The organism is Erwinia rhapontici (genome assembly GCF_012271765.1).
Lineage (GTDB): Bacteria > Pseudomonadota > Gammaproteobacteria > Enterobacterales > Enterobacteriaceae > Erwinia > Erwinia rhapontici.
The window spans coordinates 262,285-285,994 of record NZ_VRKO01000010.1; the positions used below are offsets into that span (position 1 = coordinate 262,285).

Annotated in this window: 20 protein-coding genes; 14 read left to right on the top strand and 6 right to left on the bottom strand. The window is 55.3% G+C overall.

Translation table 11 applies throughout. The features are described from left to right. Positions 1-1,215: a sugar efflux transporter gene (locus FVB43_RS06505; RefSeq protein WP_167863616.1), complete on the bottom strand. Its 1,215-nt coding sequence runs from the start codon at positions 1,213-1,215 to the stop codon at positions 1-3. 372 nt (positions 1,216-1,587) lie between these two features. On the opposite strand from FVB43_RS06505, the gene fruB reads away from it, so the two are divergent. From fruB to fruA, 3 genes are read left to right on the top strand one after another with little or no spacing between them, the layout of a single operon-like run. Further along, positions 1,588-2,721, top strand: a complete 1,134-nt coding sequence (gene fruB, locus FVB43_RS06510) for a fused PTS fructose transporter subunit IIA/HPr protein (RefSeq protein WP_133841465.1) — start codon at positions 1,588-1,590, stop codon at positions 2,719-2,721. Then, the gene (fruK, locus tag FVB43_RS06515; RefSeq protein ID WP_167863617.1) at positions 2,718-3,659 is read left to right on the top strand and encodes a 1-phosphofructokinase; all 942 of its coding nucleotides are present in this window, start codon (positions 2,718-2,720) and stop codon (positions 3,657-3,659) included. Before fruB ends, fruK begins: the two co-directional genes overlap by 4 nt. Before the next feature lie 16 nt (positions 3,660-3,675). After that, positions 3,676-5,364, top strand: coding sequence for a PTS fructose transporter subunit IIBC (gene fruA / locus FVB43_RS06520; RefSeq protein WP_133841467.1), 1,689 nt, complete (start codon positions 3,676-3,678; stop codon positions 5,362-5,364). Between the two features lie 71 nt (positions 5,365-5,435). On the opposite strand, the gene nfo is transcribed toward fruA, so the two are convergent. Together nfo and FVB43_RS06530 are read right to left on the bottom strand one after the other, a co-directional pair. Continuing rightward, the gene (gene nfo / locus FVB43_RS06525; RefSeq protein ID WP_133841468.1) at positions 5,436-6,278 is read right to left on the bottom strand and encodes a deoxyribonuclease IV; all 843 of its coding nucleotides are present in this window, start codon (positions 6,276-6,278) and stop codon (positions 5,436-5,438) included. Between the two features lie 65 nt (positions 6,279-6,343). Next, positions 6,344-7,405 carry a YeiH family putative sulfate export transporter gene (locus FVB43_RS06530; RefSeq protein WP_133841469.1) on the bottom strand — a complete coding sequence of 354 codons (1,062 nt, stop codon included), beginning with the start codon at positions 7,403-7,405 and terminating at the stop codon, positions 6,344-6,346. 139 nt (positions 7,406-7,544) lie between these two features. On the opposite strand from FVB43_RS06530, the gene yieE reads away from it, so the two are divergent. From yieE to FVB43_RS06550, 4 genes are all read left to right on the top strand, one after another. Then, the gene (gene yieE, locus FVB43_RS06535) at positions 7,545-8,411 is read left to right on the top strand and encodes a DNA-binding transcriptional regulator YeiE (RefSeq protein ID WP_133841470.1); all 867 of its coding nucleotides are present in this window, start codon (positions 7,545-7,547) and stop codon (positions 8,409-8,411) included. A 190-nt stretch (positions 8,412-8,601) separates the two neighbouring features. Then, positions 8,602-10,068: an amino acid permease gene (locus tag FVB43_RS06540; protein WP_133841471.1), complete on the top strand. Its 1,467-nt coding sequence runs from the start codon at positions 8,602-8,604 to the stop codon at positions 10,066-10,068. A gap of 152 nt (positions 10,069-10,220) precedes the next feature. After that, complete coding sequence (locus FVB43_RS06545) at positions 10,221-11,303, top strand: FecCD family ABC transporter permease (RefSeq protein ID WP_133841472.1); 1,083 nt, start codon at positions 10,221-10,223, stop codon at positions 11,301-11,303. Beyond that, on the top strand, positions 11,303-12,088 hold the full coding sequence (locus tag FVB43_RS06550; RefSeq protein WP_166653681.1) for an ABC transporter ATP-binding protein: 786 nt from the start codon (positions 11,303-11,305) through the stop codon (positions 12,086-12,088). Before FVB43_RS06545 ends, FVB43_RS06550 begins: the two co-directional genes overlap by 1 nt. Positions 12,089-12,313: 225 nt before the next feature. Here the strand turns inward: FVB43_RS06550 and fghA are convergent, their stop codons facing one another. The 3 genes from fghA to ptrR all read right to left on the bottom strand — a co-directional run bounded on the left by fghA (position 12,314) and on the right by ptrR (position 15,239). Continuing rightward, a complete protein-coding gene (fghA, locus tag FVB43_RS06555) occupies positions 12,314-13,156 on the bottom strand; it encodes an S-formylglutathione hydrolase (RefSeq protein WP_133841474.1) in 843 nt (280 codons plus the stop codon). A gap of 11 nt (positions 13,157-13,167) precedes the next feature. Beyond that, on the bottom strand, positions 13,168-14,295 hold the full coding sequence (locus tag FVB43_RS06560) for an S-(hydroxymethyl)glutathione dehydrogenase/class III alcohol dehydrogenase (RefSeq protein WP_133841475.1): 1,128 nt from the start codon (positions 14,293-14,295) through the stop codon (positions 13,168-13,170). Between the two features lie 65 nt (positions 14,296-14,360). Further along, complete coding sequence (ptrR, locus tag FVB43_RS06565) at positions 14,361-15,239, bottom strand: putrescine utilization regulator PtrR (RefSeq protein WP_133841476.1); 879 nt, start codon at positions 15,237-15,239, stop codon at positions 14,361-14,363. A 102-nt stretch (positions 15,240-15,341) separates the two neighbouring features. Here ptrR and FVB43_RS06570 point away from each other — a divergent pair, with 102 nt between their 5' ends. The 7 genes from FVB43_RS06570 (at position 15,342) to mglC (ending at position 23,705) form a co-directional block, all read left to right on the top strand. Then, positions 15,342-16,475: a YbfB/YjiJ family MFS transporter gene (locus FVB43_RS06570; RefSeq protein WP_167863618.1), complete on the top strand. Its 1,134-nt coding sequence runs from the start codon at positions 15,342-15,344 to the stop codon at positions 16,473-16,475. 233 nt (positions 16,476-16,708) lie between these two features. Further along, complete coding sequence (gene folE, locus FVB43_RS06575; protein WP_133841478.1) at positions 16,709-17,374, top strand: GTP cyclohydrolase I FolE; 666 nt, start codon at positions 16,709-16,711, stop codon at positions 17,372-17,374. 42 nt (positions 17,375-17,416) lie between these two features. Beyond that, positions 17,417-18,586 (top strand): DUF418 domain-containing protein YeiB, encoded by a 1,170-nt coding sequence (yeiB, locus tag FVB43_RS06580; RefSeq protein ID WP_167863619.1) that lies wholly within the window; start codon positions 17,417-17,419, stop codon positions 18,584-18,586. Positions 18,587-18,721: 135 nt separating this feature from the next. Beyond that, positions 18,722-19,762, top strand: coding sequence for an HTH-type transcriptional regulator GalS (gene galS / locus FVB43_RS06585; RefSeq protein WP_133841480.1), 1,041 nt, complete (start codon positions 18,722-18,724; stop codon positions 19,760-19,762). Between the two features lie 319 nt (positions 19,763-20,081). After that, a complete protein-coding gene (gene mglB / locus FVB43_RS06590) occupies positions 20,082-21,077 on the top strand; it encodes a galactose/glucose ABC transporter substrate-binding protein MglB (RefSeq protein ID WP_133841481.1) in 996 nt (331 codons plus the stop codon). 77 nt (positions 21,078-21,154) lie between these two features. Next, a complete protein-coding gene (gene mglA, locus FVB43_RS06595) occupies positions 21,155-22,675 on the top strand; it encodes a galactose/methyl galactoside ABC transporter ATP-binding protein MglA (RefSeq protein ID WP_133841482.1) in 1,521 nt (506 codons plus the stop codon). Positions 22,676-22,694: 19 nt separating this feature from the next. After that, positions 22,695-23,705 carry a galactose/methyl galactoside ABC transporter permease MglC gene (gene mglC / locus FVB43_RS06600; RefSeq protein ID WP_133841483.1) on the top strand — a complete coding sequence of 337 codons (1,011 nt, stop codon included), beginning with the start codon at positions 22,695-22,697 and terminating at the stop codon, positions 23,703-23,705. Positions 23,706-23,710 lie beyond the last annotated feature (5 nt).

Below are 23,710 nucleotides of genomic sequence, written 5' to 3' on the forward strand. Positions count from 1 at the left end.
TCAGCCTGCGGGCTGTTCTGTGCTGATTTCCCCTGACTGAGGTTCCGGCACGCGCAGCAGGCAAAGCAGCGAGGCGGCCATCATGATCACGGCAAACCAGAATACCGCGTGGAAACTCCAGACCTCAGCCACCATCCCAGCCAGCGAGCCGCCAACAATCCAGCCCATACGGGTTGAATTGGTGAACAGCGTTGTCGCTGCACCGGCCTGGCCTGGCATCATGTCCTGGAAGTAAATCATCCCGATGGCTGCCACCACCCCAATAAACATCGCATTCAGCCCCTGCAAAAGCAGCATCGACACTTCGCCATCAAACATCAGCGTTCCGCTGTAAAACAGCAATCCTGAAAACGCGGCGCCACGCATCAGGCGGCGCTTACCGCAGCGTTTGGCATAATACCCCGCCAGCAGCATCACCGGGATCTCCAGCCCGGCAGCCAGACCCATCATCAGCCCGGCCAGTTTTTCCGGCAGATGCAGCTCATTCACCACATATAACGGCATGGTAATGAGATACAGACCATTGCTCGACCACATCAGCGTGCAGGCAATAAACAACATCAGCGTGGCACGGCGATGACGGCGCGGAGCCTGAATGGGCTGACGCATCACCAGGGTGGTTTTGCGCATTGAGGGCAGCAGATAGCGCACAATCACCGCGCAAAGTACAAAGGCCACGGCGGCTGTCAGATACATGGTGCGAAAGCCGTAGCCCAGCGCCAGAGCAAAGGCCAGCGGCGGACCCACCATCCAGGCCAGAGAGATCTGCGCACGCATGACCGAACTGAACATCACGTTTTCACGCCCGGTTTTATCTGAATGCTCACGCGCCAGCGCAAACATCTGCGAGGTGGCGCTGGTGCCGAAACTGGAAAGCAAAACGCCTACGAACAGTAAAATAAAGTAGTTGCGGTTCCAGGCAAACAGCAGCGACGCCATTGCGCCCAGCAAACAGCAATAGAGGATCAGTGTTTTACGATCGCCTTTGCGGTCTGAATAGCGCGCCAGAAGCTGGCTGACGACAATGCCAATCACGGCGCTGAGCGTGAAGAACAGGCCAACCATAAAGGGGCGAACATGAACTTCAGTGCTCAGGAACAGGCTGAGGGTTGGCGTTTGCAGCGCACCGGCCAGCCCGGAAATAAATGCCACGATCAGAAATGCAAGGGATTTGCTGTCAGGCAAGGTACGGGCGGGCGCAGCAGGTAATGACATGGGTTCGATAAGCCTGGTGAGGAAAAACGGCGAGATTTTACGCCCTAATATGAAAGTCGGGAAACCTTTTTCAATCGGGGGCGAAAGCGTTTTCATTTTAGGCACTTTTTGCACAATTCAGCGGTGAGAATGCTCGTCAGCATGCCTTCAGCTTTTCACTCTTTTGAGGTGCGTTTTTCTGAAAATGATTGATGAAATGTGCGGAGCGTCAAAAATCTGCTACGCGATTCACAGTAAAACTTGCAACAGATCCGCTATCGGGACCAAACTCATTGAAACGTTTCAGCGTTGTCTCCTCAGGTTGTTAGTGCAGAGATAGCGCTTTTTTTCTCAAATTAGCTGAAACGATTCAAATCAGCAGCGAGGAGAACCATGTTCCAGTTAGAACTCAACGCCATTAAGCCTGGAGCCCAGGCAGGCGACAAACAAGATGCTATCCGTCAGGTCGCCGCCGCGCTGACCGCCGCCGGTAATGTCGGCGAAGGTTATGTCGACGGCATGCTGGCACGCGAGCAGCAGACCTCCACTTACCTCGGTAACGGTATTGCTATCCCGCATGGCACCACCGATACCCGCGATCTGGTGTTAAAAACCGGTGTGCAGGTGTTCCAGTTCCCGCAGGGCATTGCCTGGGGCGAAGATCAAACGGCCTACGTGGTGATTGGTATCGCCGCGAAGTCTGACGAACACCTCGCGCTGCTGCGCCAGCTGACGCATGTGCTGAGTGATGACAGTGTGGCAGAACAGCTGCGCACCACCGACTCCGCAGAAACCCTGCGCAGTATTTTGATGGGTGAAAAACTGGCGGCAGAATTCAAATTCGATACCTCGCTGATCACGATCGATGTGGCCGCCAGTGACCTGATGACCTTACAGGCACTGAACGCCGGTCGTCTGCAACAGGCAGGCGCAGTGGATGCTTCCTTCGTGAGCTGCGTGATTGCCGGTAAGCCGCTGAATCTGGGGCAGGGTATCTGGCTTAGTGACAGCACCAACGGTAACCTGGCCAGTGCGGTTGCCATCAGCCGTGCTGCTGCCCCGTTCAGCGTTAACGGTGAAAGCGCGTCACTGTTGATCACCGTTTCCGTCACCGACGACCAGCCGCTGAATGTGCTGAACTACTTAAGCGATCTGCTGATTAAGCAGAAAGCGGATCGTCTGCTGAGTGCGGACGCAGCCGGAATTCTCGCCTTGCTGACCAGCGACGTCTCCGAACAGGCTGACGTATTGACCGAAGAGTTCACCATTCGTAACGAACATGGCCTGCATGCGCGTCCGGGTACAGCACTGGTCAGTGTGATCAAACAGTTTAACTGTGATGTGACTGTCACAAACCTTGATGGTAGCGGTAAACCGGCTAACGGTCGCAGCCTGATGAAAGTCGTGGCGCTTGGCGTGAAAAAAGGCCATCGCCTGCGCTTCAGCGCCAGCGGTGAAGATGCCCGCGCAGCACTGGATGCCATTGGTGAAGCCATCGCTGCCGGTCTGGGCGAGGGTGCATCATGAGCAGACGTGTCGCCACTATTACTCTGAACCCTGCCTACGATTTGGTGGGGTACGTTCCGGAAGTTGAGCGCGGCGAAGTCAACCTGGTGAAAACCACCGGGCTGCACGCAGCGGGTAAAGGTATCAACGTGGCCAAGGTTCTCAAAGACCTGGGCATTGATGTCACCGTGGGCGGCTTCCTGGGTAAAGATAATCAGGACGGCTTCCAGCACCTCTTCAGCGAGCTGGGGATTGCTAACCGCTTCCAGGTGGTTGAAGGCCGCACCCGTATCAACGTCAAACTGACCGAGAAAGATGGCGATGTCACTGACCTGAACTTCTCGGGTTTTGACGTAACGGCACAGGACTGGGAGCGCTTTACGGCGGATTCACTGACCTGGCTGGGGCAGTTCGACATGGTCTGCGTCAGCGGCAGCCTGCCAGCAGGCGTTGACCCGGATGCCTTCACCGAGTGGATGACGCAACTGCGTACCCACTGCCCATGCATTATTTTTGACAGCAGCCGTGAGGCGCTGGTTGCGGGCCTGAAAGCTGCACCGTGGCTGGTCAAACCCAACCGCCGTGAGCTCGAAATCTGGGCAGGCCGCAAATTACCGACATTACAAGATGTGATTGAAGCAGCACATGCGCTGCGTGAGCAGGGGATCGCTCACGTGGTTATCTCTCTCGGTGCCGAAGGGGCGCTGTGGGTGAATGCTTCAGGCGAATGGATTGCAAAACCACCTGCCTGTGAAGTTGTGAGCACCGTGGGTGCGGGCGATTCTATGGTTGGCGGGCTGATATATGGCCTGCTGATGCGTGAATCGAGCGAGCACACACTGCGTCTTGCAACGGCAGTGGCGGCTATGGCCGTCAGCCAGAGCAACGTGGGCGTTACCGATCGTACCCAGTTGGCCGCAATGATGGCGCGTGTCGACCTACAACCTTTCATTAACTAACAGCAGGAGACGCATAATGAAAACGCTGCTGATAATCGATTCTTCGCTGGGGCTGGCAACGGGCTATCTGGCAAAAAATATCACCACAGCGGCTGCGGCAAGCGCCGGTCTGACTCTGACGGATAATCCGGCAGAAGCGGATCAAGTCATTGTGGCAGGCAAAAATATTCCGGCAGACAGCACGCTGAACGGCAAAGCCATTTATCTGGCTGACATCGAACAGCTGCTGCGTCAGCCAGCCGAGGTGCTGGCAAAGGCGCAAACTCACGCACAACCTTATCAGGCACCGGCGGCATCAGCGGCTGCGCCTGCTGCGGTCAGCACCGGGCCTAAACGTGTTGTCGCGATTACCGCGTGTCCGACTGGTGTGGCACATACGTTTATGGCCGCCGAAGCCATTGACACCGAAGCGAAAAAACGCGGCTGGTGGGTGAAGGTGGAAACCCGTGGTTCAGTGGGTGCTGGCAATGCCATTACCGCTGAAGAAGTGGCGGCAGCCGATCTGGTGATTGTTGCGGCAGACATCGAAGTGGACCTGGCAAAATTTGCCGGTAAGCCGATGTACCGCACCTCTACCAGCCTGGCGCTGAAGAAAACCGCTCAGGAACTGGATAAAGCCGTGGCAGAAGCCCGTGTTTACCAGCCTCAGGGTGGACAGTCTGCTGCACAGGATGAGAAAAAAGAGAAAGCAGGGGCCTATCGTCACTTGTTGACCGGTGTGTCCTACATGCTGCCGATGGTGGTCGCAGGGGGGCTGAGCATTGCCCTGTCCTTCGCCTTTGGTATCACTGCGTTTAAAGAGCAGGGTACGCTGGCAGCAGCGCTGATGCAGATTGGTGGCAGCAGTGCGTTTGCCCTGATGGTGCCGGTGCTGGCAGGCTTTATCGCCTTCTCGATTGCAGACCGTCCGGGTCTGACGCCTGGCCTGATTGGCGGGATGCTGGCGACCAGCATTAACGCCGGCTTCCTTGGCGGTATCATCGCCGGTTTCATTGCCGGTTATGCCGCGAAGTTCCTTAGCCAGAAGGTCAAACTACCGACCAGCATGGAAGCATTAAAGCCGATTCTGATCATTCCGCTGGTCGCGAGTTTGATTACAGGTCTGCTGATGATCTACGTGGTGGGCAAACCGGTGGCCGGTATCATGGCAGGTCTGACGGCCTGGCTGGCAAACCTGGGTACGGCTAACGCGGTGGTTCTGGGCGCCATCCTCGGTGGCATGATGTGTACCGATATGGGTGGCCCGGTGAACAAAGTGGCTTATGCCTTTGGTGTCGGACTGCTCAGTTCGCAAACCTATGCGCCGATGGCGGCGATTATGGCAGCCGGTATGGTGCCACCGCTGGCGATGGGTCTGGCAACGCTGGTTGCACGCAGGAAGTTCAACAAAGGTCAGCAGGAAGGGGGCAAAGCGGCGCTGGTACTGGGTCTGTGCTTTATCTCTGAAGGTGCGATTCCGTTTGCTGCCCGTGACCCGATGCGCGTTCTGCCTTGCTGCATCATCGGCGGTGCCGTAACCGGCGCAATGTCGATGGCGATTGGTGCCAAACTGATGGCGCCACACGGTGGTCTGTTTGTCCTGTTAATCCCTGGCGCAATCACTCCGGTCGTCGGTTACCTGGCGGCGATTATCGTGGGTACGCTGGTGGCAGGTCTCTCTTACGCGGTGTTGAAACGCCCGGAAGCAGAAGCGCTGAAAGTATAATCTTATCCCCGTAGGGGCGAGGCACGCCTCGCCCGTTTCACAGGGTCAGGCATGCCTGACCCCTACGGGTTTTATTTCTGCTCTGACTTCAACCACGCAATTTCATCTTTCCAGATATCCGGATTGACCGTTTCAAGAATCATCGGGATCCCATCAAAGCGTTTATCCTTCATCAACCAGCTAAATACCGTCTTACCGATATTCCCCTCACCCAGGCTGTGGTGACGATCGACACGGCTGTTAAACTCGCTTTTCGCATCATTGAGGTGCATACCGCGCAGATACTGAAAGCCCACGATGCGTTCGAAATCGGCAAACGTCTTCACGCACTCTTCTTCACTGCGCAGGTCGTAACCCCCGGCAAAGGCGTGGCAGGTATCAATGCAGACACCGACGCGGGATTTATCTTCCACGCCATCAATGATCGCCGCCAGATGTTCAAAGCGGAACCCCAGGTTACTGCCCTGACCGGCGGTATTCTCGATCACCGCCGTCACGCCTTCCGTTTTATCCAGCACGATGTTGATCGACTCAGCAATGCGCTGAAGGCAGTCGTCTTCGCTGATTTGATGCAGGTGGCTACCGGGGTGGAAATTCAACAACGTCAGCCCCAATTGCTGGCAGCGTGTCACTTCATCGAGGAAAGCTTCGCGTGATTTTTCCAGGGCCTCCTCTACCGGGTGGCCGAGGTTGATCAGATAGCTGTCGTGGGGCAGGATTTGCCCGGGAGTGTAGTGATACTTTTCACAGGCAGTGCGAAAGGCCGAAATCACTTCATCAGTCAGCGGAGCCGCGCGCCACTGACGCTGATTTTTCGTAAAGAGCGCGAAAGCAGTGGCTTCCAGTTCGTATGCGCGTTCAACCGCTTTATCCACACCGCCAGCTGCGCTGACGTGGGCACCGATATATTTCATGCCGTTCTCCTGTTAATGGCCTGCCTAATGGCAGTCAGGTCATCATAACCGGAAAAGTGCGGAAACTATGCCATCAAATGTTGAACCAACAGGTTGATAGCACCACCGCCCACTATCAGCCAGATAAACAGCGTCAGGCCCAGAAGAATCGGGCGCATCCCGGCGCGCTTCAGTTGGCTGACCTGCGTCGTGACGCCGAGCGCTGCCATGGCCATCGCCAGAAAGACATTATCCAGCTGGTTAATGGCGTTGACGACGGACTGTGGGAACAGATGGAGAGAGTTAAACAGCGCGACAACAATAAAGAGCAGAGCGAACCATGGGAAAGAGAGTGCGCTTTTGCTCTGGGTTTCAGTGGCTGGCTGCATACGCTTCATCTGCCAGTTGAGGATCACCAGGAAGGGGGCCAGCATCATCACGCGCAGCATTTTACTGATCACCGCCGCGTTCTCTGTTTCCGGGGCGATAGCATGTCCTGCCGCGACCACTTGCGCGACTTCATGCATCGTAGAGCCCGTGTAAATACCATAGCTTTCAGGTGTCACCGACGGAAACATCTGTAAGACATGCGGATATAACAGCGGATAAAGGAAAATCGCGATAGTGCCAAAGATCACAACCGTAGCCACGGCCACCGCGACTTTTGAGGCTTCGGCTTTCAGCACGGGTTCTGTTGCCAGCACGGCCGCGGCACCACAGATACTGCTGCCGGCGCCAATCAACCAGGCCGTGTCGCGATCCAGCCCGAAGACTTTACGCCCCAGCCAGCAGGCAATAAAGAACGTGGAGCTCAGGGTCATGATATCGATGATCACGCCACTGATGCCGACGTTGGCTATTTGCTGGAAGGTTAACCGAAAGCCATAGAGAATAATGCCCAGCCGTAGCAACTTCTGCTTTGCCAGCAGAATACCGCTATCGCAAGACGGATAAATAAGGGGATACAGCGTATTGCCAGCGACGATGCCAAATACAATCGCCAGGGTCAGTGCGCCCAGCCCCAGTCCGGCAACCCAGGGGATATTGCCCGCCCAGATAGCCAGCGCGGCAATCCCGCCTGCCAGCGCGAGGCCTGGAATAAAGTGCTGTATCGAGTGATGATGATTTTTGAGAGCGATGTCAGCCAAAATATCTTCCTCCATAAGATGATGGCGATATGATGATGGCAACTTACTTAAAAGAGAAATTGATTATATACTTATAATCAACCACTCTAAGTGTTAAGCGGTCTACTTGTAAGCCACTTTTTTTGTGAAAGGAATGACGATGCATATCACCCTGCGCCAACTGGAAGTCTTCACCGAAGTCCTGAAAAGCGGTTCAACCACTCAGGCCTCTCAGGTGCTGGCACTTTCCCAGTCAGCGGTCAGTGCCGCATTGGCCGATCTTGAAGGCCAACTGAGTGTCCAGTTGTTTGACCGGGTCGGCAAACGCCTGGTCATTAACGAACATGGCCGCCTGTTATATCCACGTGCCGTTGGGCTGCTTGAGCAGGCGCAGGATATTGAGCAGTTATTCCGTGAAGACAACGGGGCATTGCGCGTATCGGCCAGCAGCACCATCGGCAACTATCTGTTACCCGGCATGATCGCCCACTACCGCCGCGATTTCCCGATGCTGCCTTTAGAGCTGAGCGTCGGTAACAGCCAGGACGTGATTACTGATGTCGCTGATTTTCGGGTGGATATTGGTCTGATTGAAGGGCCATGCCATATGGCTGAATTGATCACGGAGCCCTGGCTGGAAGATGAGCTGGTGGTTTTTGCGGCCCCGAATGCCGATATTCTCAACCAGCCGGTGACGTTACAGAGCCTGGCCGCCGCGCCCTGGATCCTGCGCGAACATGGCTCCGGCACGCGTGAAATCGTCGACTATCTGCTGTTGTCACATCTGCCGCAGTTCGATCTGGCGCTGGAGCTGGGTAACTCTGAGGCGATTAAAAATGCGGTGCGTCACGGCATGGGGATCAGCTGCCTGTCGCGGAGGGTGATTGCCGAACAACTGGAGATGGGGACGCTGGTCGAAGTGACCATTCCGTTGCCAAAACTCAAACGCACGCTGTACCGGATTCATCATCGGCAGAAACACCTCTCGAAGGCGCTGAACCGTTTTCTGAGCTATTGCACGGAATAAAACCCGGGTCGGGCATGCCCGACCCCTGCGAAATCATGCGCTCTGACAGGGGAGAGCACGCCTCTCCCGTGTTACGCTAATAATTTCCCGCCGATCATGAAGCTAACTTATAACGTGGCGTAATCGCTATACGACCCCCGCCAGGTTGCTATAATCGCGCCTTATTTTTTGCAAGGCGCAGCGTTAAAACATGGATCATGACACAACAACAACACAACCCACTGGATTAAGACGTGAACTGAAAGCACGTCACTTAACCATGATCGCCATTGGCGGTTCGATTGGCACAGGCTTATTTGTCGCCTCAGGTGCCACTATTTCTCAGGCGGGTCCAGGCGGGGCATTACTGTCCTATATGCTGATTGGCCTGATGGTTTACTTCCTGATGACCAGCCTCGGTGAGCTGGCGGCCTTTATGCCGGTTTCAGGCTCATTTTCTACCTACGGCGCCAAATACGTCGAAGAAGGCTTCGGTTTCGCGCTGGGCTGGAACTATTGGTACAACTGGGCGGTCACCATCGCCGTTGACCTCGTTGCTTCACAGCTGGTGATGACCTGGTGGTTCCCGGACACCCCGGGCTGGATCTGGAGCGCACTGTTCCTCTGCCTGATCTTCCTGCTGAACTACATCTCCGTAAAAGGCTTTGGTGAAGCGGAATACTGGTTCTCATTGATCAAAGTGGTCACCGTCATCATCTTTATTATCGTGGGTGTAGCGATGATCGTGGGCATTCTGCGCGGCGGTGAAAGTGCAGGCTGGCATAACTGGCAGATTGGTGATGCGCCGTTTTCTGGTGGCTTTGCCGCGATGATTGGCGTGGCGATGATCGTTGGCTTCTCGTTCCAGGGCACCGAATTAATTGGTATTGCCGCCGGTGAGTCGGAAGACCCGGCGAAGAACATTCCGCGTGCCGTTCGTCAGGTATTCTGGCGCATCCTGCTGTTCTATGTGTTTGCGATTCTGGTGATCAGCCTGATTATCCCTTACACCGACCCGAGCCTGCTGCGTAACAATGTGACCGATATCAGCGTCAGCCCGTTCACGCTGGTCTTCCAGCATGCCGGCCTGCTGTCGGCAGCGGCAGTCATGAATGCGGTGATCCTGACGGCGGTGCTGTCAGCGGGGAACTCCGGGATGTATGCCTCCACGCGTATGCTCTATACCCTGGCTTCAGAGGGTAAAGCACCGCGTATCTTCGCCAAACTGTCCAAAGGCGGTGTGCCGCGTAATGCGCTGTATGCCACAACAGTGGTGGCGGGGTTGTGCTTCCTGACCTCGATGTTTGGCAATCAGACGGTGTACCTGTGGCTGCTGAACACCTCCGGGATGACGGGCTTTATTGCCTGGCTGGGTATTGCTATCAGTCATTATCGTTTCCGTAAAGGGTATGTGGCTCAGGGCCGGGATCTGGCCGATCTGCCGTACCGTTCTGGTTTCTTCCCGCTGGGGCCGATCTTTGCGTTTGTGCTGTGTCTGATTATTACCCTGGGCCAGAACTATCAGGCGTTCCTGTCGGATACCATTGACTGGGGTGGCGTAGCGGCCACCTATATTGGCATCCCGCTGTTCCTGATCATCTGGTTTGGCTTCAAGCTGACGCGCAAAACGCGTTTTGTGAAGTACAGTGAGATGGAATTCCCTAAGTTCGAAAAGTAATGGCGATGGGATAACAGAAGAAGGCGCGGATCCCGCGCCTTTTTTTATCTGAATCATTTATGTCAATAAAACAGACTAAAAATATTACTGATTAGTATTCGCATTTGCTTTATTTTAAGCGGCATTAAATACATTTCTAGCAGGTATTGAGAATGAGTCTGACCCAGGAACCCGTGCAGCACGCGGGCAACATCCCGCCTGAAGGTGTCATGGGGCGTTACCACCAGCTGCTGCGCCACCGACTGTTAATTATGGCCGTACTGGTGCTGGCGATCGCCGCTTCGCTGGTGCTGGACTTCACGCTTGGCCCGTCCGGCCTGTCGTTACAGGTATTATGGCAAACGCTGCTGTCACCGGAGACGGTTGATGCCGGTACCCGAGTGATCGTCTGGGACATACGCCTGCCGTATGCGTTGATGGCTGTGGTGGTGGGCTTAGGACTGGGCCTTGCCGGGGCTGAGATGCAGACCATCCTGAATAACCCGCTGGCCAGCCCGTTTACCCTTGGGGTGTCGTCTGCCGCCGCCTTTGGTGCTGCACTGGCCATTGTGCTGGGCATTGGTATCCCGGGCATCCCGGACCAGTGGTTTATCTCCGCCAATGCATTTGTCTTTGCGCTGCTGGCTGCACTGATGCTGGACGCGGTTACGCGCTGGACGCAGGTGTCCACCTCCGGTGTGGTGCTGTTTGGTATCGCGCTGGTGTTTACCTTCAATGCACTGGTCTCGATGATGCAGTTTATTGCCAGCGAAGATACTTTGCAGGGGCTGGTATTCTGGACGATGGGCAGCCTGGCGCGCGCCTCGTGGGAAAAGCTGGCGGTGCTCTGCGTGGCTCTGCTGATCCTGGTGCCGTTCTCGATGTTAAGCGCGTGGAAACTGACGGCGCTGCGTCTGGGTGAAGATAGGGCCGTGAGTTTCGGTATTGATGTGCGCCGCCTGCGTCTGGTTACGCTGCTGCGCATCAGCGTGATCTCGGCACTGGCGGTGGCGTTTGTCGGCCCGATTGGCTTTATCGGCCTGGTAGCACCGCATATTGCCCGCATGATTTTTGGTGAGGATCACCGCTTCTATTTGCCCGCCAGTGCGCTGACGGGGGCACTGGTGCTGTCGATGGCATCGGTAGTATCGAAGAACCTGATCTCTGGCGTCATCATTCCTGTAGGGATTGTCACCTCACTGGTGGGCGTGCCGTTCTTCCTGAGTATTATTCTGCGCCATCGGGGGAGTGTCTGATGCAGGGGCTGAAAATTAGCGGTTTCCATGCCGGTTATCCAAAACGTCAGGTGATCAGCAATCTCAATGTTCCGCTGCTGCCACGTGGCAAAATTACCGTGCTGTTGGGGCCTAACGGCTGCGGCAAGTCAACGCTGCTGCGCTCGCTGGCCGGGCTGAACCGCGCCAAAGGTGAACTGTGGCTGAACGGTGAAGACCTGATGGCGTTGCCGTTTGCCCGCCGTGCCTCACGCGTGGTGTATCTGCCGCAGTCGCTGCCGGCTGGGGTGCATCTGCATGTGCTGGAGTCGATTATTGTGGCGCAGCGAGCCAGCGGCGGGCGCAGTAATGCCAGCAGCGAAGCCGAAGTGATGGCGCTGCTGGAGCAACTGGGTATCGCGCATCTGGCGCTGAGTTATCTTGACCAGCTGTCAGGCGGTCAGAAACAGTTAGTCGGGCTGGCGCAGTCGCTAATCCGCCGCCCGGAGCTGTTGCTGCTGGACGAACCGTTAAGTGCACTCGACCTCAATTACCAGTTCCACGTGATGGATTTAGTGCGGCGGGAAACCCGCCTGCGCAACATCGTTACCGTCGTGGTGGTGCATGATATTAATATCGCGCTGCGTCACAGCGAGCACGTATTGATGCTGCAAAACGGTGAGCTGATTGCCGATGGTTTACCGGAAGCGGTGATTACGCCGGAAAGTCTGGCGCGGGTGTATGGTGTAAAAGGGCGCATTGAGCGCTGCTCGCAGGGTGTGCCGCAGGTGTTGATTGATGGTTTAGTGGCAGAGGCCATCAGCTAGCGCGTGCCTGCCGCAGCAGGGACGGGCATGCCCGACCCCTACGTTCAGGGTGGCTACGGTGATATTGGGCAGGGTCGGGCATGGCCGCCCCCTACGTTCAGGGAGGGTACGGTGATATTGGGCAGGGTCGGGCATGCCCGACCCCTACGTTCAGGAGGGTGCGGTGATCTTGGGTAGGGGCGAGGCATGCCTCGCCCTGGATAAGAGATGCCAACCGTGCGCGATTTACACCAGCAGATGCTGCGCATGGAAGCGCAGGTGATCTTCCACAAAGCTGGCGATAAAGAAGTAGCTATGGTCGTAACCGGGCTGTTCCCGCACGGTTAACGGATAGTTCAGCTCCAGCGCGATGGCCTCCAGCCGTTGCGGCCTCAGCTGATCGGCGAGGAACTGATCGTTATCGCCCTGATCGACCAGCATCGGCAGCACGGCACCACCGTTACGCATCAGCCAGCAGCTGTCGTACTGCTTCCACGTGTTGATATCATCCCCCAGATAGGTGCGGAAGGCCTTCTGCCCCCATGCCACTTCCAGCGGATTCACAATCGGTGCGAACGCCGACGCCGAACTGAATTTACCCGGGTTACGCAGTGCAATCATCAGTGCACCGTGGCCGCCCATCGAATGCCCCATAATCGCCTGACGATCGCTGACATTGAAATTACCGGCAATCAATGCAGGTAATTCAGTGTTGATGTAATCGTACATGTGAAAATGATCTGCCCAGGGCGCTTCGGTGGCATTGAGGTAGAAACCGGCACCCTGACCGAGGTCGTAACCGTCGTCGTTGGCAACGCCTTCGCCGCGCGGGCTGGTATCCGGCATCACCAGCACCAGGCCCAGTTCGGCCGCCACGCGCTGCGCACCGGATTTCACGCTAAAGTTCTCGTCGCTACAGGTCAGTCCCGCCAGAAAGTAGACCACGGGTGGCGGTGAACTGCTTTTCGGTCCCGGTAAAAAGACGCTGAAGGTCATCGCGCAGTTCAGCGTCTCAGACTGATGCTGGTAGCGCTGCTGCCAGCCGCCAAACAGGCGATGTTCTTCCAGAAGTTCCAGAGTCGATGGCATCCTTTCCTCTCTTATTTTTTGGCGAAATGCACCACAGAACGAATCGATTTCCCTTCGTGCATCAGGTCGAATGCGTCGTTGATCTCTTCCAGCGGCATGGTGTGGGTAATAAAGTCATTCAGCTGGAAGTCACCCGCCATATAACGATCCACGATGCCCGGCAGCTGCGAGCGGCCTTTTACGCCACCGAAGGCAGAACCGCGCCAAACGCGCCCGGTCACCAGCTGGAAGGGACGGGTAGAAATCTCTTCACCGGCACCGGCTACACCGATGATCACGGACTCGCCCCAGCCTTTATGACAACACTCAAGAGCTGAACGCATCACGTTGACGTTACCAATACACTCGAAGGAGTAGTCAACCCCGCCGTCGGTCATTTCAACGATCACATCCTGAATCGGCTTGTCGAAATCTTTCGGGTTGATCAGATCGGTCGCGCCCAGTTTGCGTGCCAGATCGTATTTGCTGGTATTGATATCAATCCCGATGATGCGTCCGGCCTTCGCCATTTTCGCGCCAATAATCGCCGACAGGCCAATGCCGCCGAGGCCGAAAATCGCCACGGTATCGCCTTCTTTCACTTTCGCGGTATTGGTCACGGCACCCATGCCGGTGGTGACGCCGCAGCCCAGCAGGCACACTTCTTCCAGCGGCGCTTCTTTACTGATTTTCGCCAGGGAGATTTCCGGAATCACGGTGTATTCAGAGAACGTTGAGGTGCCCATATAATGGAAAATCGGCTGACCGTCTTTGAAGAAGCGAGTGGTGCCGTCTGGCATCAGGCCTTTGCCCTGGGTGGAGCGGATCGCCTGACACAGGTTGGTTTTACCGGACAGACAGAATTTACATTTGCCACACTCCGGGGTGTACAGCGGGATCACATGGTCGCCCACGGCCACGCTGGTAACGCCTTCACCCACGGCTTCCACCACGCCGCCGCCCTCATGGCCCAGCACCGCCGGGAACACACCCTCCGGATCTTTACCGGACAGCGTGTAAGCATCGGTGTGGCAGACGCCAGTGGCAACGATACGGACCAGCACTTCGCCTTTTTGCGGTGGCATCAGATCCAGTTCTTCAATTTTCAGTGGTTCACCGGCGGCCCATGCTACGGCGGCACGCGTTTTAATCATCTGCATATGTTGCTCCTGTCTTTCTTTCAAAGGGGTGTAATAAGCGTAACCAGAGTTGAAGGAAACAGCAGTTAATCGCTGGACTTCTCATCAAATTGTTCAATAATCAGATACTTCAGCGCCTCAACGTTGGGCGTGAAGGCATCACGGCGCCACACCAGTCGGGTCTCGGTTTCGCGCATTTCAGGTGGCAGCGGGTGCTGGCGCACGCGTTCGTGGCCCGGCATCTGCGCCAGCACGGCGGCAGGCAGCAATGCCAGCCCGCCGCCGCTGGCAACGCAGGCCAGCATCGCGTGATACGACTGAATCTCCATCACATTGCCCGGCTGGACGCCAGCATCGCGGAACCAGTTCTCTAAGCGAATGCGATAGGAGCAGCCCGGACGAAAGGCAAACAGCGTGCTGCCTGCGGCATCGGCGGGCGTTATGATCCCGGCATGATCCAGACTGGAAATCAGCACCATCTGCTCGGGAAATGCCACACAGCTGTTGAGTTCATCCGCATTGACCGGGCCATCCGCCAGCGCGGCGGCCAGAGTGCCAACGCGCACTTTTTCGATAATCTCAGAAGAGGTACCGGTACTCAGCGCCAGGTTGACGGCGGGATAACGCTGATGAAACTCTGCCAGCAGTGAGGGCAGCCGCGTCGCGGCCGTGCTCTCCATCGATCCGAGGGCAAAATTGCCCGCCGGTTTGCCACCGTGAGCCATGTTCAGCGCCTCTTCGCTCAGCGCAAGGATACGCTGAGCATAACAGAGGAAGTTATGGCCCATCGGCGACAGGCGCAGGCGCTGCTTCTCGCGGATAAACAGGTCGGTGCCCAGCTCTTCTTCCAGCTGGCGCAGGCGCGTAGTGAGGTTTGACGGCACCCGATGTAACTGCTCCGCTGCCCGCACGACGGAACCGCTGTCAGCCACCGCGCAGAACATTTTAAGTTGGGTCAGGTCCATTCGTTCTCTTATCGTCAGCAACTTAGTTAGTATTATTCACTTTTCGTGATTTTAACCATCACTCATCCTGATGGCAACTGAAAATCGGCTCGGGAGTCAAAAATGGCAGTACGTGTTGCGCTATGTGCTTTTCTGACGTTGGTGGTGGCGATGGGGATAGGGCGCTTTGCCTTTACCCCACAGGTGCCTTTAATGATAGGCGAAAATCAGCTATCGCTGACGAGTGCGGCGGTGGTGGCGGCGCTGAACTATCTGGGGTATCTGTGCGGTTCGTTTGATGCCATGCGTGCTACGCGGCGCGTGGAATGGCGCTTACAGGCGGGGGTCTGGGGAGCCGTCGTGCTGACGCTGATTTCCGCCCTGGTTTCCGGCCCGTGGCAGCACGGCGTGGTGCGCTTCCTGATTGGCTGGGCCAGCGGCTGGGCCATGGTGCTGATTGCAGCCTGGAGCAATGAGCAGTTGCACCGTTATCAGCGTCCGGGGCTGAGTGCCGCCGTGTTCGCCGGGCCGGGAACCGGGATTTTGATCAGCGGACTGCTGGCGGTGTGGCTGCACAGCCAGCAGGTCAGCGCGGCCTGGGCCTGGGGCGCTTATGGCGTGCTGGCGCTGGCCCTGGTGGCGCTGATTGCCCGCACCTTACCGCGTACCGGTCAGTTGCATCTCCCGGAAACCGCCCCGGAGCCGCTGCGCCTGACACCTGGGCTGAAGCGGCTGGTATGGAGCTACAGTCTGGCCGGATTTGGCTATATTCTGCCCGCAACCTTTCTGTCACAGATGGCGACCACACGTTTTCCCGGCCTGATCAGCCAGTTTGTCTGGCCGGTGTTTGGTGGGGCTGCCGTGGTGGGGATCGCTATCGGTATTCTGACCCGTCACCTGGGTGACAGTAACCGTCGCCTGGCGCTGGTGCTGTGGGTGCAGGCGCTGGGGGTTTTTGCAGCGGATCTGATCCCCGGATTGGGCGGATTGGCGCTGGGATCGGCGCTGATTGGTGGCGGCTTTCTTTGTGTAGTACAGCTTTCTCTGCAATATGCCCGTGAACTGGCCCCGCTGCACACGCGCTATCTCGCCGGATTACTGACCACCGGTTACGCAGTCGGGCAACTGGTGGGGCCGATGTTATCGGCCATCTCTACGGCGCTGACGCACCGTCTTGAACCCGCGTTGTATGTGGCCGGGGCGGCGCTGCTGGTGGCGGGAGTGCTGGTGTGGCATCGCGAGGCGGCAGCTGAATGAAACTGTTTCATCGACAATTAAATTGATTCACTGGATCAGACTCCAAATGTGTTCCAAAATAGCGCCTCAGAAATCCTCTTCATCTTTCACGCTGCAGGTGCGTTGTCTGCCCTTACTCACCCCGGTCACTTACTTGTTGTAAGCTCCCGGGGATTCGTTCGGTTGCTGCCTTCCTGCATCATGAAATCTATTGAGGATTGGATTTTGTCAGACCTGCTGGAGAAAAGAGACAAATGGCGACGTTAAGTCAGGAAGCCACACTGGTTCATGAGGCGCTGGTTGCCCGCGGCCTGGAAACCCCGCTGCGTTCACCTGTGCGTGAAATGGATGACGATACGCGTAAGCAGCTGATCGCCGGTCATATGACCGAAATTATGCAGTTGCTCAATCTTGATCTGGAAGATGACAGCCTGGCTGAAACACCGCAGCGTATTGCCAAAATGTACGTTAATGAAGTGTTCTCCGGCCTCGACTATGCCAACTTCCCGAAAATCACCGTTATCGAAAACAAGATGAAAGTGGATGAAATGGTGACCGTGCGTGATATTACGCTGACCAGCACCTGTGAACATCACTTTGTGATTATCGATGGTCAGGCGACCGTGGCCTATATCCCGAAAGAGAAGGTGATTGGTCTGTCGAAAATCAACCGTATCGTGCAGTTCTTCTCCTCGCGGCCGCAGGTGCAGGAACGGTTGACGCAGCAGATTCTGGTCGCACTGCAAACACTGCTGGGCACCAGCAACGTCGCGGTGTCCATTGATGCCGTGCACTATTGTGTGAAAGCGCGCGGTATTCGCGATGCCACCAGCGCCACCACAACGACCTCGTTGGGTGGGCTGTTCAAGTCCAGCCAGAACACGCGCCAGGAGTTCCTGCGCTCGGTACGCCATCGCTAATGTTCAGGGCCAGGCATGCCTGGCCCCTACAGGATTGCCTCCATGTCCCGTATTCTTCCTCTCGATTTTATTCGTGGACTGGCCATTCTTGGCATTCTTCTGCTGAATATCACCGCCTTTGGTTTGCCGAAGGCGGCTTATCTGAATCCAGCCTGGCAAGGATTGCCATCGACCCGCGATTTTCTGGTATGGGCGGCGATGGATCTGTTCGCCCAGGCAAAGTTTCTCACGCTATTTGCCATCCTGTTCGGTGCCGGGCTGCAACTGCTGTTGCCGCGCGGTAAGCGCTGGATACAGTCACGCCTCTCCTGGCTGGTGATCTTCGGTTTCCTGCACGCCTTACTGCTATGGGAGGGCGATATCCTGCTGGCTTACGGGCTGACCGGGCTGGTGACCTGGCGCATGATCCGCGATGTGCCCGGTACAAAGCAGCTCTTCAATACCGGGTTAATGCTTTACCTGATTGGCAGTGCGGTGCTGGTGGTGCTCGGCATGGCATCCGGGCCAAATCCGAACAGTTCATGGCTGGCAGGCGCGGCCGACGTGCAGTATGAAACCTTCTGGCGCACGCAGGGTGGCTGGGAGGCGATGGTCAATCGCCTGGATATGCTGGGGTCGGCGCTGATGGCGCTGGCGGCGCAGTATGGCTGGCAGCTGGCGGGCCTGATGATGGTGGGTGCCGCATTGATGCGCAGCGGCTGGCTGCGCGGCACCTGGAGCCTGAAACATTATCGCCGTACGGGCGCGATGCTGGTGCTGGCAGGCATGCTGATTGAAGGGTTGTCGATTGCGTTACAATGGCACGTCAAATGGGAGTTTCGCTGGGCGGGCTTCTTCCTGCAGGTGCCGCGTGAAATCAGTGCCCCCTTGCAGTCGCTGGGCTACGCCGCGCTGTGCTTTGGCTGGTGGCCGCAGCTCCAGCGTTTTCGCCTGACGCTAATGGTGAGTGCGGTGGGCAGAATGGCACTCTCCAATTATCTGTTACAGACGCTGATTTGTACCACGCTGTTTAACCACTTTGCATTGTTCAATCACTTCGACCGCCTGCAGTTGCTGCTGATTGTTCCGCTGGTCTGGGTCGTTAACCTGTTGTTTTCCCACTTTTGGCTGCGCATATTCCGTCAGGGCCCCGTCGAGTGGTTATGGCGCCAGCTGACCGGGGTGGGGCTAGAGAAAAAACCGTTGGAAGATGATGTTCATCACAAAGGTTAAAAAATTGTATGTAACCGTTTTCAAGCCTGTGACGGATTTCACGTAGCCCGGGTCTTTCACCTGACAGAATAGACGTCAGAATGCGTCTGGGTCAGGAAGAGCTATGCAAATAACAGGCTTCAGTGGTAATCGCTCATGATTACCATACGTGATGTTGCCCGCGAGGCGGGCGTTTCGGTCGCTACGGTCTCCCGGGTGCTGAATAACAGTGCGGCGGTGACCGGAGACACCCGCGAGGTGGTGCTGAAAACGGTTGCACGCCTCGGTTATCGTCCCAATGCGAACGCCCAGGCGCTGGCCACGCAGGTCAGCGACACCATTGGTGTGGTGGTGATGGACGTGTCCGATCCCTTCTTTGGCGCGCTGGTGAAAGCGGTTGATACCGTGGCCCAGCGTCTGCACAAACATGTATTAATCAACAACTCCTATCATCAGGCGGATAAAGAGCGTCACGCGATTGAAGTATTGATTCGCCAGCGCTGTAACGCCTTGATCGTCCATGCGAAAGCCTTACCAGACGCCGAGCTTGCCTCTCTGATGCAGCAGGTGCCGGGTATGGTACTGGTTAACCGTATTGTGCCTGGTTTTGCCCATCGCTGTGTTTGCCTCGACAACGTCAGCGGGGCGCTGATGGCGATGCGTATGTTGCAACAGCACGGTCACCAGCGCATTGGCTACTTAGGTTCCGTACATCCGATTGAAGACAACGATCAGCGCCGTGAGGGCTGGTCTCAGGCGCTGAGCGAGCAGGGCGTGACGCCCGTTGAAAGCTGGTGTGCCAGCGGTGAGCCTGATTTACAGGGCGGTGAGGCGGCGATGGTGGAGCTGCTGGGGCGTAACCTGCAGCTGACGGCAGTGTTTGCCTACAACGACAGTATGGCTGCCGGGGCGCTGGCCGCCCTGAAAGATAATGGTATTGCGGTGCCGCAGCAGCTTTCTGTCGTCGGGTTCGATGATATTCCCATCTCGCGTTACACCGATCCGCAGCTCAGTACCGTGCGCTACCCGATTGTTTCTATGGCAAAACTGGCCACTGAGCTGGCGCTCAAAGGCGCCGCCGGGGAGCTGGACAGCAGCGCCCAGCACTGCTTTATGCCGACCCTGGTGCGACGCCATTCAGTGGCAACACGACAAAATGTGGCGGCCGTCACTAACTCAGGCGAATCTACGATGTAACCGTTTCCAATCTGTGAGTAAATTCACAGTTAATTAACAAGGCCTTCTCTATGATGGCAGCGTCCTGCAGGGTTTGAAACATTATGTAACGGCAGAACGTCCCCTTGTGACGCTCATTTGCCCTCCCTGCGAAACAGTTTCACACACAGCATTCAGGAAGCATTCCGTACAGGGAAGTCGGGTTTGATGTTAGCAATATGTCGGTGCCGCAGATCGTAGATGTAACATTTCGCGCCGCCGCCAACAAACTGATCGCCCCGTGCCTCATCATTGACTGGCACGTGGCGTTGAGTACTACCCTACAAAAACCGGAGATACCATGAATAAGAAGGTTTTCACTCTCAGCGCCCTGGTGGCCACCATGCTGTTTGGCGCAACTGCTCAGGCAGCAGATACCCGTATTGGCGTCACCATTTATAAATACGACGACAACTTTATGTCCGTCGTGCGCAAGGATATTGAGAAAGAAGCCAAGCTCAACCCGGGCGTGCAGCTGCTGATGAATGACTCGCAGAACAGCCAGTCTACTCAGAACGATCAGGTTGACGTACTGGTTGCTAAGGGCGTAAAAGCGCTGGCCATTAACCTGGTTGACCCGGCTGCTGCTGCCGTTGTGATCAGCAAAGCAAAAGCTAACGATATCCCGGTTGTGTTCTTCAATAAAGAACCGACCGCGAAAGCACTGGCCAGCTATGACAAAGCTTACTACGTCGGTACTGACTCTAAAGAGTCTGGCGTGAAGCAGGGTGAGCTGATTGAGAAACACTGGAAAGCGAATGCCAACTGGGATCTGAACAAAGATGGTCAGATTCAGTTCGTGCTGTTAAAAGGCGAGCCAGGTCACCCGGATGCGGAAGCCCGTACCAAATACGTGATCGATACGCTGAACAAAGATGGCGTGAAAACGCAGCAGCTGCATCTCGACACCGCGATGTGGGATACCGCACAGGCGAAAGATAAGATGGATGCGTGGTTGTCTGGCCCGAACGGCAACAAAATTGAAGTGGTTATCGCCAATAACGATGCGATGGCAATGGGTGCAGTAGAAGCACTGAAAGCACACAACAAGTCCTCTGTACCGGTCTTTGGTGTGGATGCGCTGCCAGAAGCTCTGGCGATGGTGAAATCTGGCGCAATGGCCGGCACCGTGCTGAATGATGCGAAAAACCAGGCGAAAGCGACCATTGATATGGCGATTAACCTGGCGGCGGGTAAACCTGCCACCGAAGGTACTGATTACAAACTGGATGGCAAAGTGGTTCGTGTTGCCTATGTCCCGGTCGACAAAGACAACCTGGCCGACCTGCCTAAATAAGTACAATCTGATACGGATGCTGGTTCCAGCATCCGTTTTTCAGGCGTTGAATAAAAAACCTTCAGCCGGGTAGAAATATGGGCAGCGATAACGTGCAAACACAGCGCGAGTTTTTACTGGAGATGACTGACGTCAGTAAGTCATTCCCCGGTGTTAAAGCGCTCGATAATGTTAATTTAAAAGTCCGTCCACATTCGATTCACGCCTTGATGGGGGAGAATGGTGCCGGTAAGTCAACACTCTTAAAATGCCTTTTTGGTATTTACAGTAAAGATACGGGGAGCATTCTTTTTCAGGGCGAGGAAATTAATTACAAAAGCTCCAAAGAGGCACTGGAAAATGGCGTGTCGATGGTGCATCAGGAATTAAACCTGGTTCTGCAACGTACGGTTATGGATAACATGTGGCTGGGTCGTTATCCAAAAAAAGGCTTTTTCGTCGATCAGGATAAAATGTATCGCGATACCAAAGCGATTTTCGACGAGCTGGATATTGATATTGACCCGCGTGACAAAGTGGTTTCACTGTCTGTTTCTCAAATGCAGATGATTGAGATTGCGAAAGCATTTTCCTATAACGCAAAAATCGTCATTATGGATGAGCCCACCTCATCGTTGACGGAAAAAGAAGTTAATCACCTGTTTACGATTATTCGTAAGCTGAAAGATCGTGGCTGCGGCATTATCTATATCTCTCACAAGATGGAAGAGATCTTTCAGCTGTGTGATGAAATCACCATCCTGCGCGACGGACAGTGGATTGCTACTCAGCCGCTGGAAGGGCTGGATATGGATAAGATTATTGCCATGATGGTTGGGCGGTCGCTGAATCAGCGCTTCCCGGATAAGACCAACGTGCCGGGTGAAACCATCCTGGAAGTGCGTAATCTGACCTCACTGCGTCAGCCGTCGATTCGCGACATCTCCTTTGATTTGCGCAAAGGGGAGATCCTCGGGATTGCCGGTCTGGTCGGCGCGAAACGTACTGACATTGTTGAAACACTGTTTGGTATTCGCGAAAAATCAGGCGGTACGATTAAGCTGCATGGTAAGGCCATTAATAACAACAGCGCCAATGAAGCCATTAATCATGGTTTTGCTTTGGTGACTGAAGAACGTCGTTCTACCGGGATTTACGCTTACCTTGATATTGGTTTTAATTCACTGATTTCAAATATCGGTAAATATAAAAACAGTATTGGTTTGCTGGATAACACCCGAATGAAGAGTGATACCCAATGGGTGATTGACTCTATGCGGGTGAAAACGCCCGGACATCATACCTCGATTGGTTCATTGTCCGGTGGTAACCAGCAGAAGGTGATTATTGGTCGTTGGTTATTAACGCAACCAGAAATACTGATGCTCGATGAACCCACACGTGGTATTGACGTTGGGGCGAAATTCGAAATCTATCAGCTGATTTCTGAACTGGCAAAAAAAGGGAAGGGGATTATTATCATCTCTTCCGAAATGCCAGAGTTGTTGGGCGTTACCGATCGTATTCTGGTAATGAGTAATGGCCTGGCCGCAGGCATTGTCGAAACGAAGACTACCACGCAAAACGAAATATTGCGTTTGGCATCGTTGCACCTTTAATGATGTAAGGGCTGTTACTATGAAAGCAGTGAATAAGAAAAGTTTGCTCACCTGGCTGAAAGAAGGTGGGATTTATGTGGTGCTGCTGGTATTACTGGCCATCATTATTATCCAGGATCCAACGTTCTTAAGTTTAATGAACCTGAGTAATATCCTGACCCAGTCTTCGGTGCGTGTGATTATCGCACTGGGTGTGGCGGGTCTGATTGTTACCCAGGGGACCGACCTGTCAGCAGGACGTCAGGTGGGTCTGGCTGCGGTTGTGGCCGCAACGCTGTTACAGGCAATGGATAACGCCAATAAGGTGTTCCCGCATCTGGAAACCCTGCCGATTGCTGTTGTTATCGGGATTGTCTGTGCGATTGGCGCCGTAATTGGTCTGATTAATGGTCTGATCATTGCTTACCTGAAGGTGACGCCATTTATCACCACGCTGGGCACCATGATTATTGTTTACGGTGTTAACTCACTGTATTACGACTTCGTTGGGGCATCTCCGGTCGCGGGCTTTGACGAGAAATTCTCTACCTTTGCTCAGGGATTCCTGCGTTTCGGTGATTTCAAACTGTCATACATTACCTTCTACGCGATTATCGCCATCTTTGTGGTGTGGATCCTGTGGAACAAAACCCGCTTCGGTAAAAACATTTTCGCCATCGGTGGTAACCCGGAAGCGGCACGCGTCTCTGGTGTTAACGTTCCCTTCAACCTGATTCTGGTCTATGCACTGTCCGGTGTGTTCTATGCCTTTGGCGGGATGCTGGAAGCGGGGCGTATCGGTTCTGCTACTAACAACCTCGGCTTTATGTATGAGCTGGATGCGATCGCTGCCTGTGTGGTCGGTGGGGTGTCATTTGCAGGGGGCGTGGGTACGGTTGCGGGTGTTGTGACCGGGGTGATTATCTTTACGGTGATCAACTACGGTCTGACCTATATCGGGGTTAACCCTTACTGGCAGTACATCATCAAGGGCGGCATTATTATCTTCGCCGTTGCGCTGGACTCCCTGAAGTACGCACGTAAGAAATAGCGGCG

Bases quoted from the DNA above. Each gene is read 5' to 3' on its own strand.
- FVB43_RS06540 (WP_133841471.1), top strand. From the start codon at position 8,602: ATGGATCATGACACAACAACAACACAACCCACTGGATTAAGACGTGAA.
- FVB43_RS06570 (WP_167863618.1), top strand. From the start codon at position 15,342: ATGGCAGTACGTGTTGCGCTATGTGCTTTTCTGACGTTGGTGGTGGCG.
- folE (WP_133841478.1), top strand. From the start codon at position 16,709: ATGGCGACGTTAAGTCAGGAAGCCACACTGGTTCATGAGGCGCTGGTT.
- yeiB (WP_167863619.1), top strand. From the start codon at position 17,417: ATGTCCCGTATTCTTCCTCTCGATTTTATTCGTGGACTGGCCATTCTT.
- fruK (WP_167863617.1), top strand. From the start codon at position 2,718: ATGAGCAGACGTGTCGCCACTATTACTCTGAACCCTGCCTACGATTTG.
- galS (WP_133841480.1), top strand. From the start codon at position 18,722: ATGATTACCATACGTGATGTTGCCCGCGAGGCGGGCGTTTCGGTCGCT.
- nfo (WP_133841468.1), bottom strand. From the start codon at position 6,278: ATGAAATATATCGGTGCCCACGTCAGCGCAGCTGGCGGTGTGGATAAA.
- fghA (WP_133841474.1), bottom strand. From the start codon at position 13,156: ATGCCATCGACTCTGGAACTTCTGGAAGAACATCGCCTGTTTGGCGGC.
- mglA (WP_133841482.1), top strand. From the start codon at position 21,155: ATGGGCAGCGATAACGTGCAAACACAGCGCGAGTTTTTACTGGAGATG.
- yieE (WP_133841470.1), top strand. From the start codon at position 7,545: ATGCATATCACCCTGCGCCAACTGGAAGTCTTCACCGAAGTCCTGAAA.
- fruA (WP_133841467.1), top strand. From the start codon at position 3,676: ATGAAAACGCTGCTGATAATCGATTCTTCGCTGGGGCTGGCAACGGGC.
- ptrR (WP_133841476.1), bottom strand. From the start codon at position 15,239: ATGGACCTGACCCAACTTAAAATGTTCTGCGCGGTGGCTGACAGCGGT.
- FVB43_RS06560 (WP_133841475.1), bottom strand. From the start codon at position 14,295: ATGCAGATGATTAAAACGCGTGCCGCCGTAGCATGGGCCGCCGGTGAA.
- FVB43_RS06505 (WP_167863616.1), bottom strand. From the start codon at position 1,215: ATGTCATTACCTGCTGCGCCCGCCCGTACCTTGCCTGACAGCAAATCC.
- fruB (WP_133841465.1), top strand. From the start codon at position 1,588: ATGTTCCAGTTAGAACTCAACGCCATTAAGCCTGGAGCCCAGGCAGGC.
- FVB43_RS06550 (WP_166653681.1), top strand. From the start codon at position 11,303: ATGCAGGGGCTGAAAATTAGCGGTTTCCATGCCGGTTATCCAAAACGT.
- mglC (WP_133841483.1), top strand. From the start codon at position 22,695: ATGAAAGCAGTGAATAAGAAAAGTTTGCTCACCTGGCTGAAAGAAGGT.
- FVB43_RS06545 (WP_133841472.1), top strand. From the start codon at position 10,221: ATGAGTCTGACCCAGGAACCCGTGCAGCACGCGGGCAACATCCCGCCT.
- mglB (WP_133841481.1), top strand. From the start codon at position 20,082: ATGAATAAGAAGGTTTTCACTCTCAGCGCCCTGGTGGCCACCATGCTG.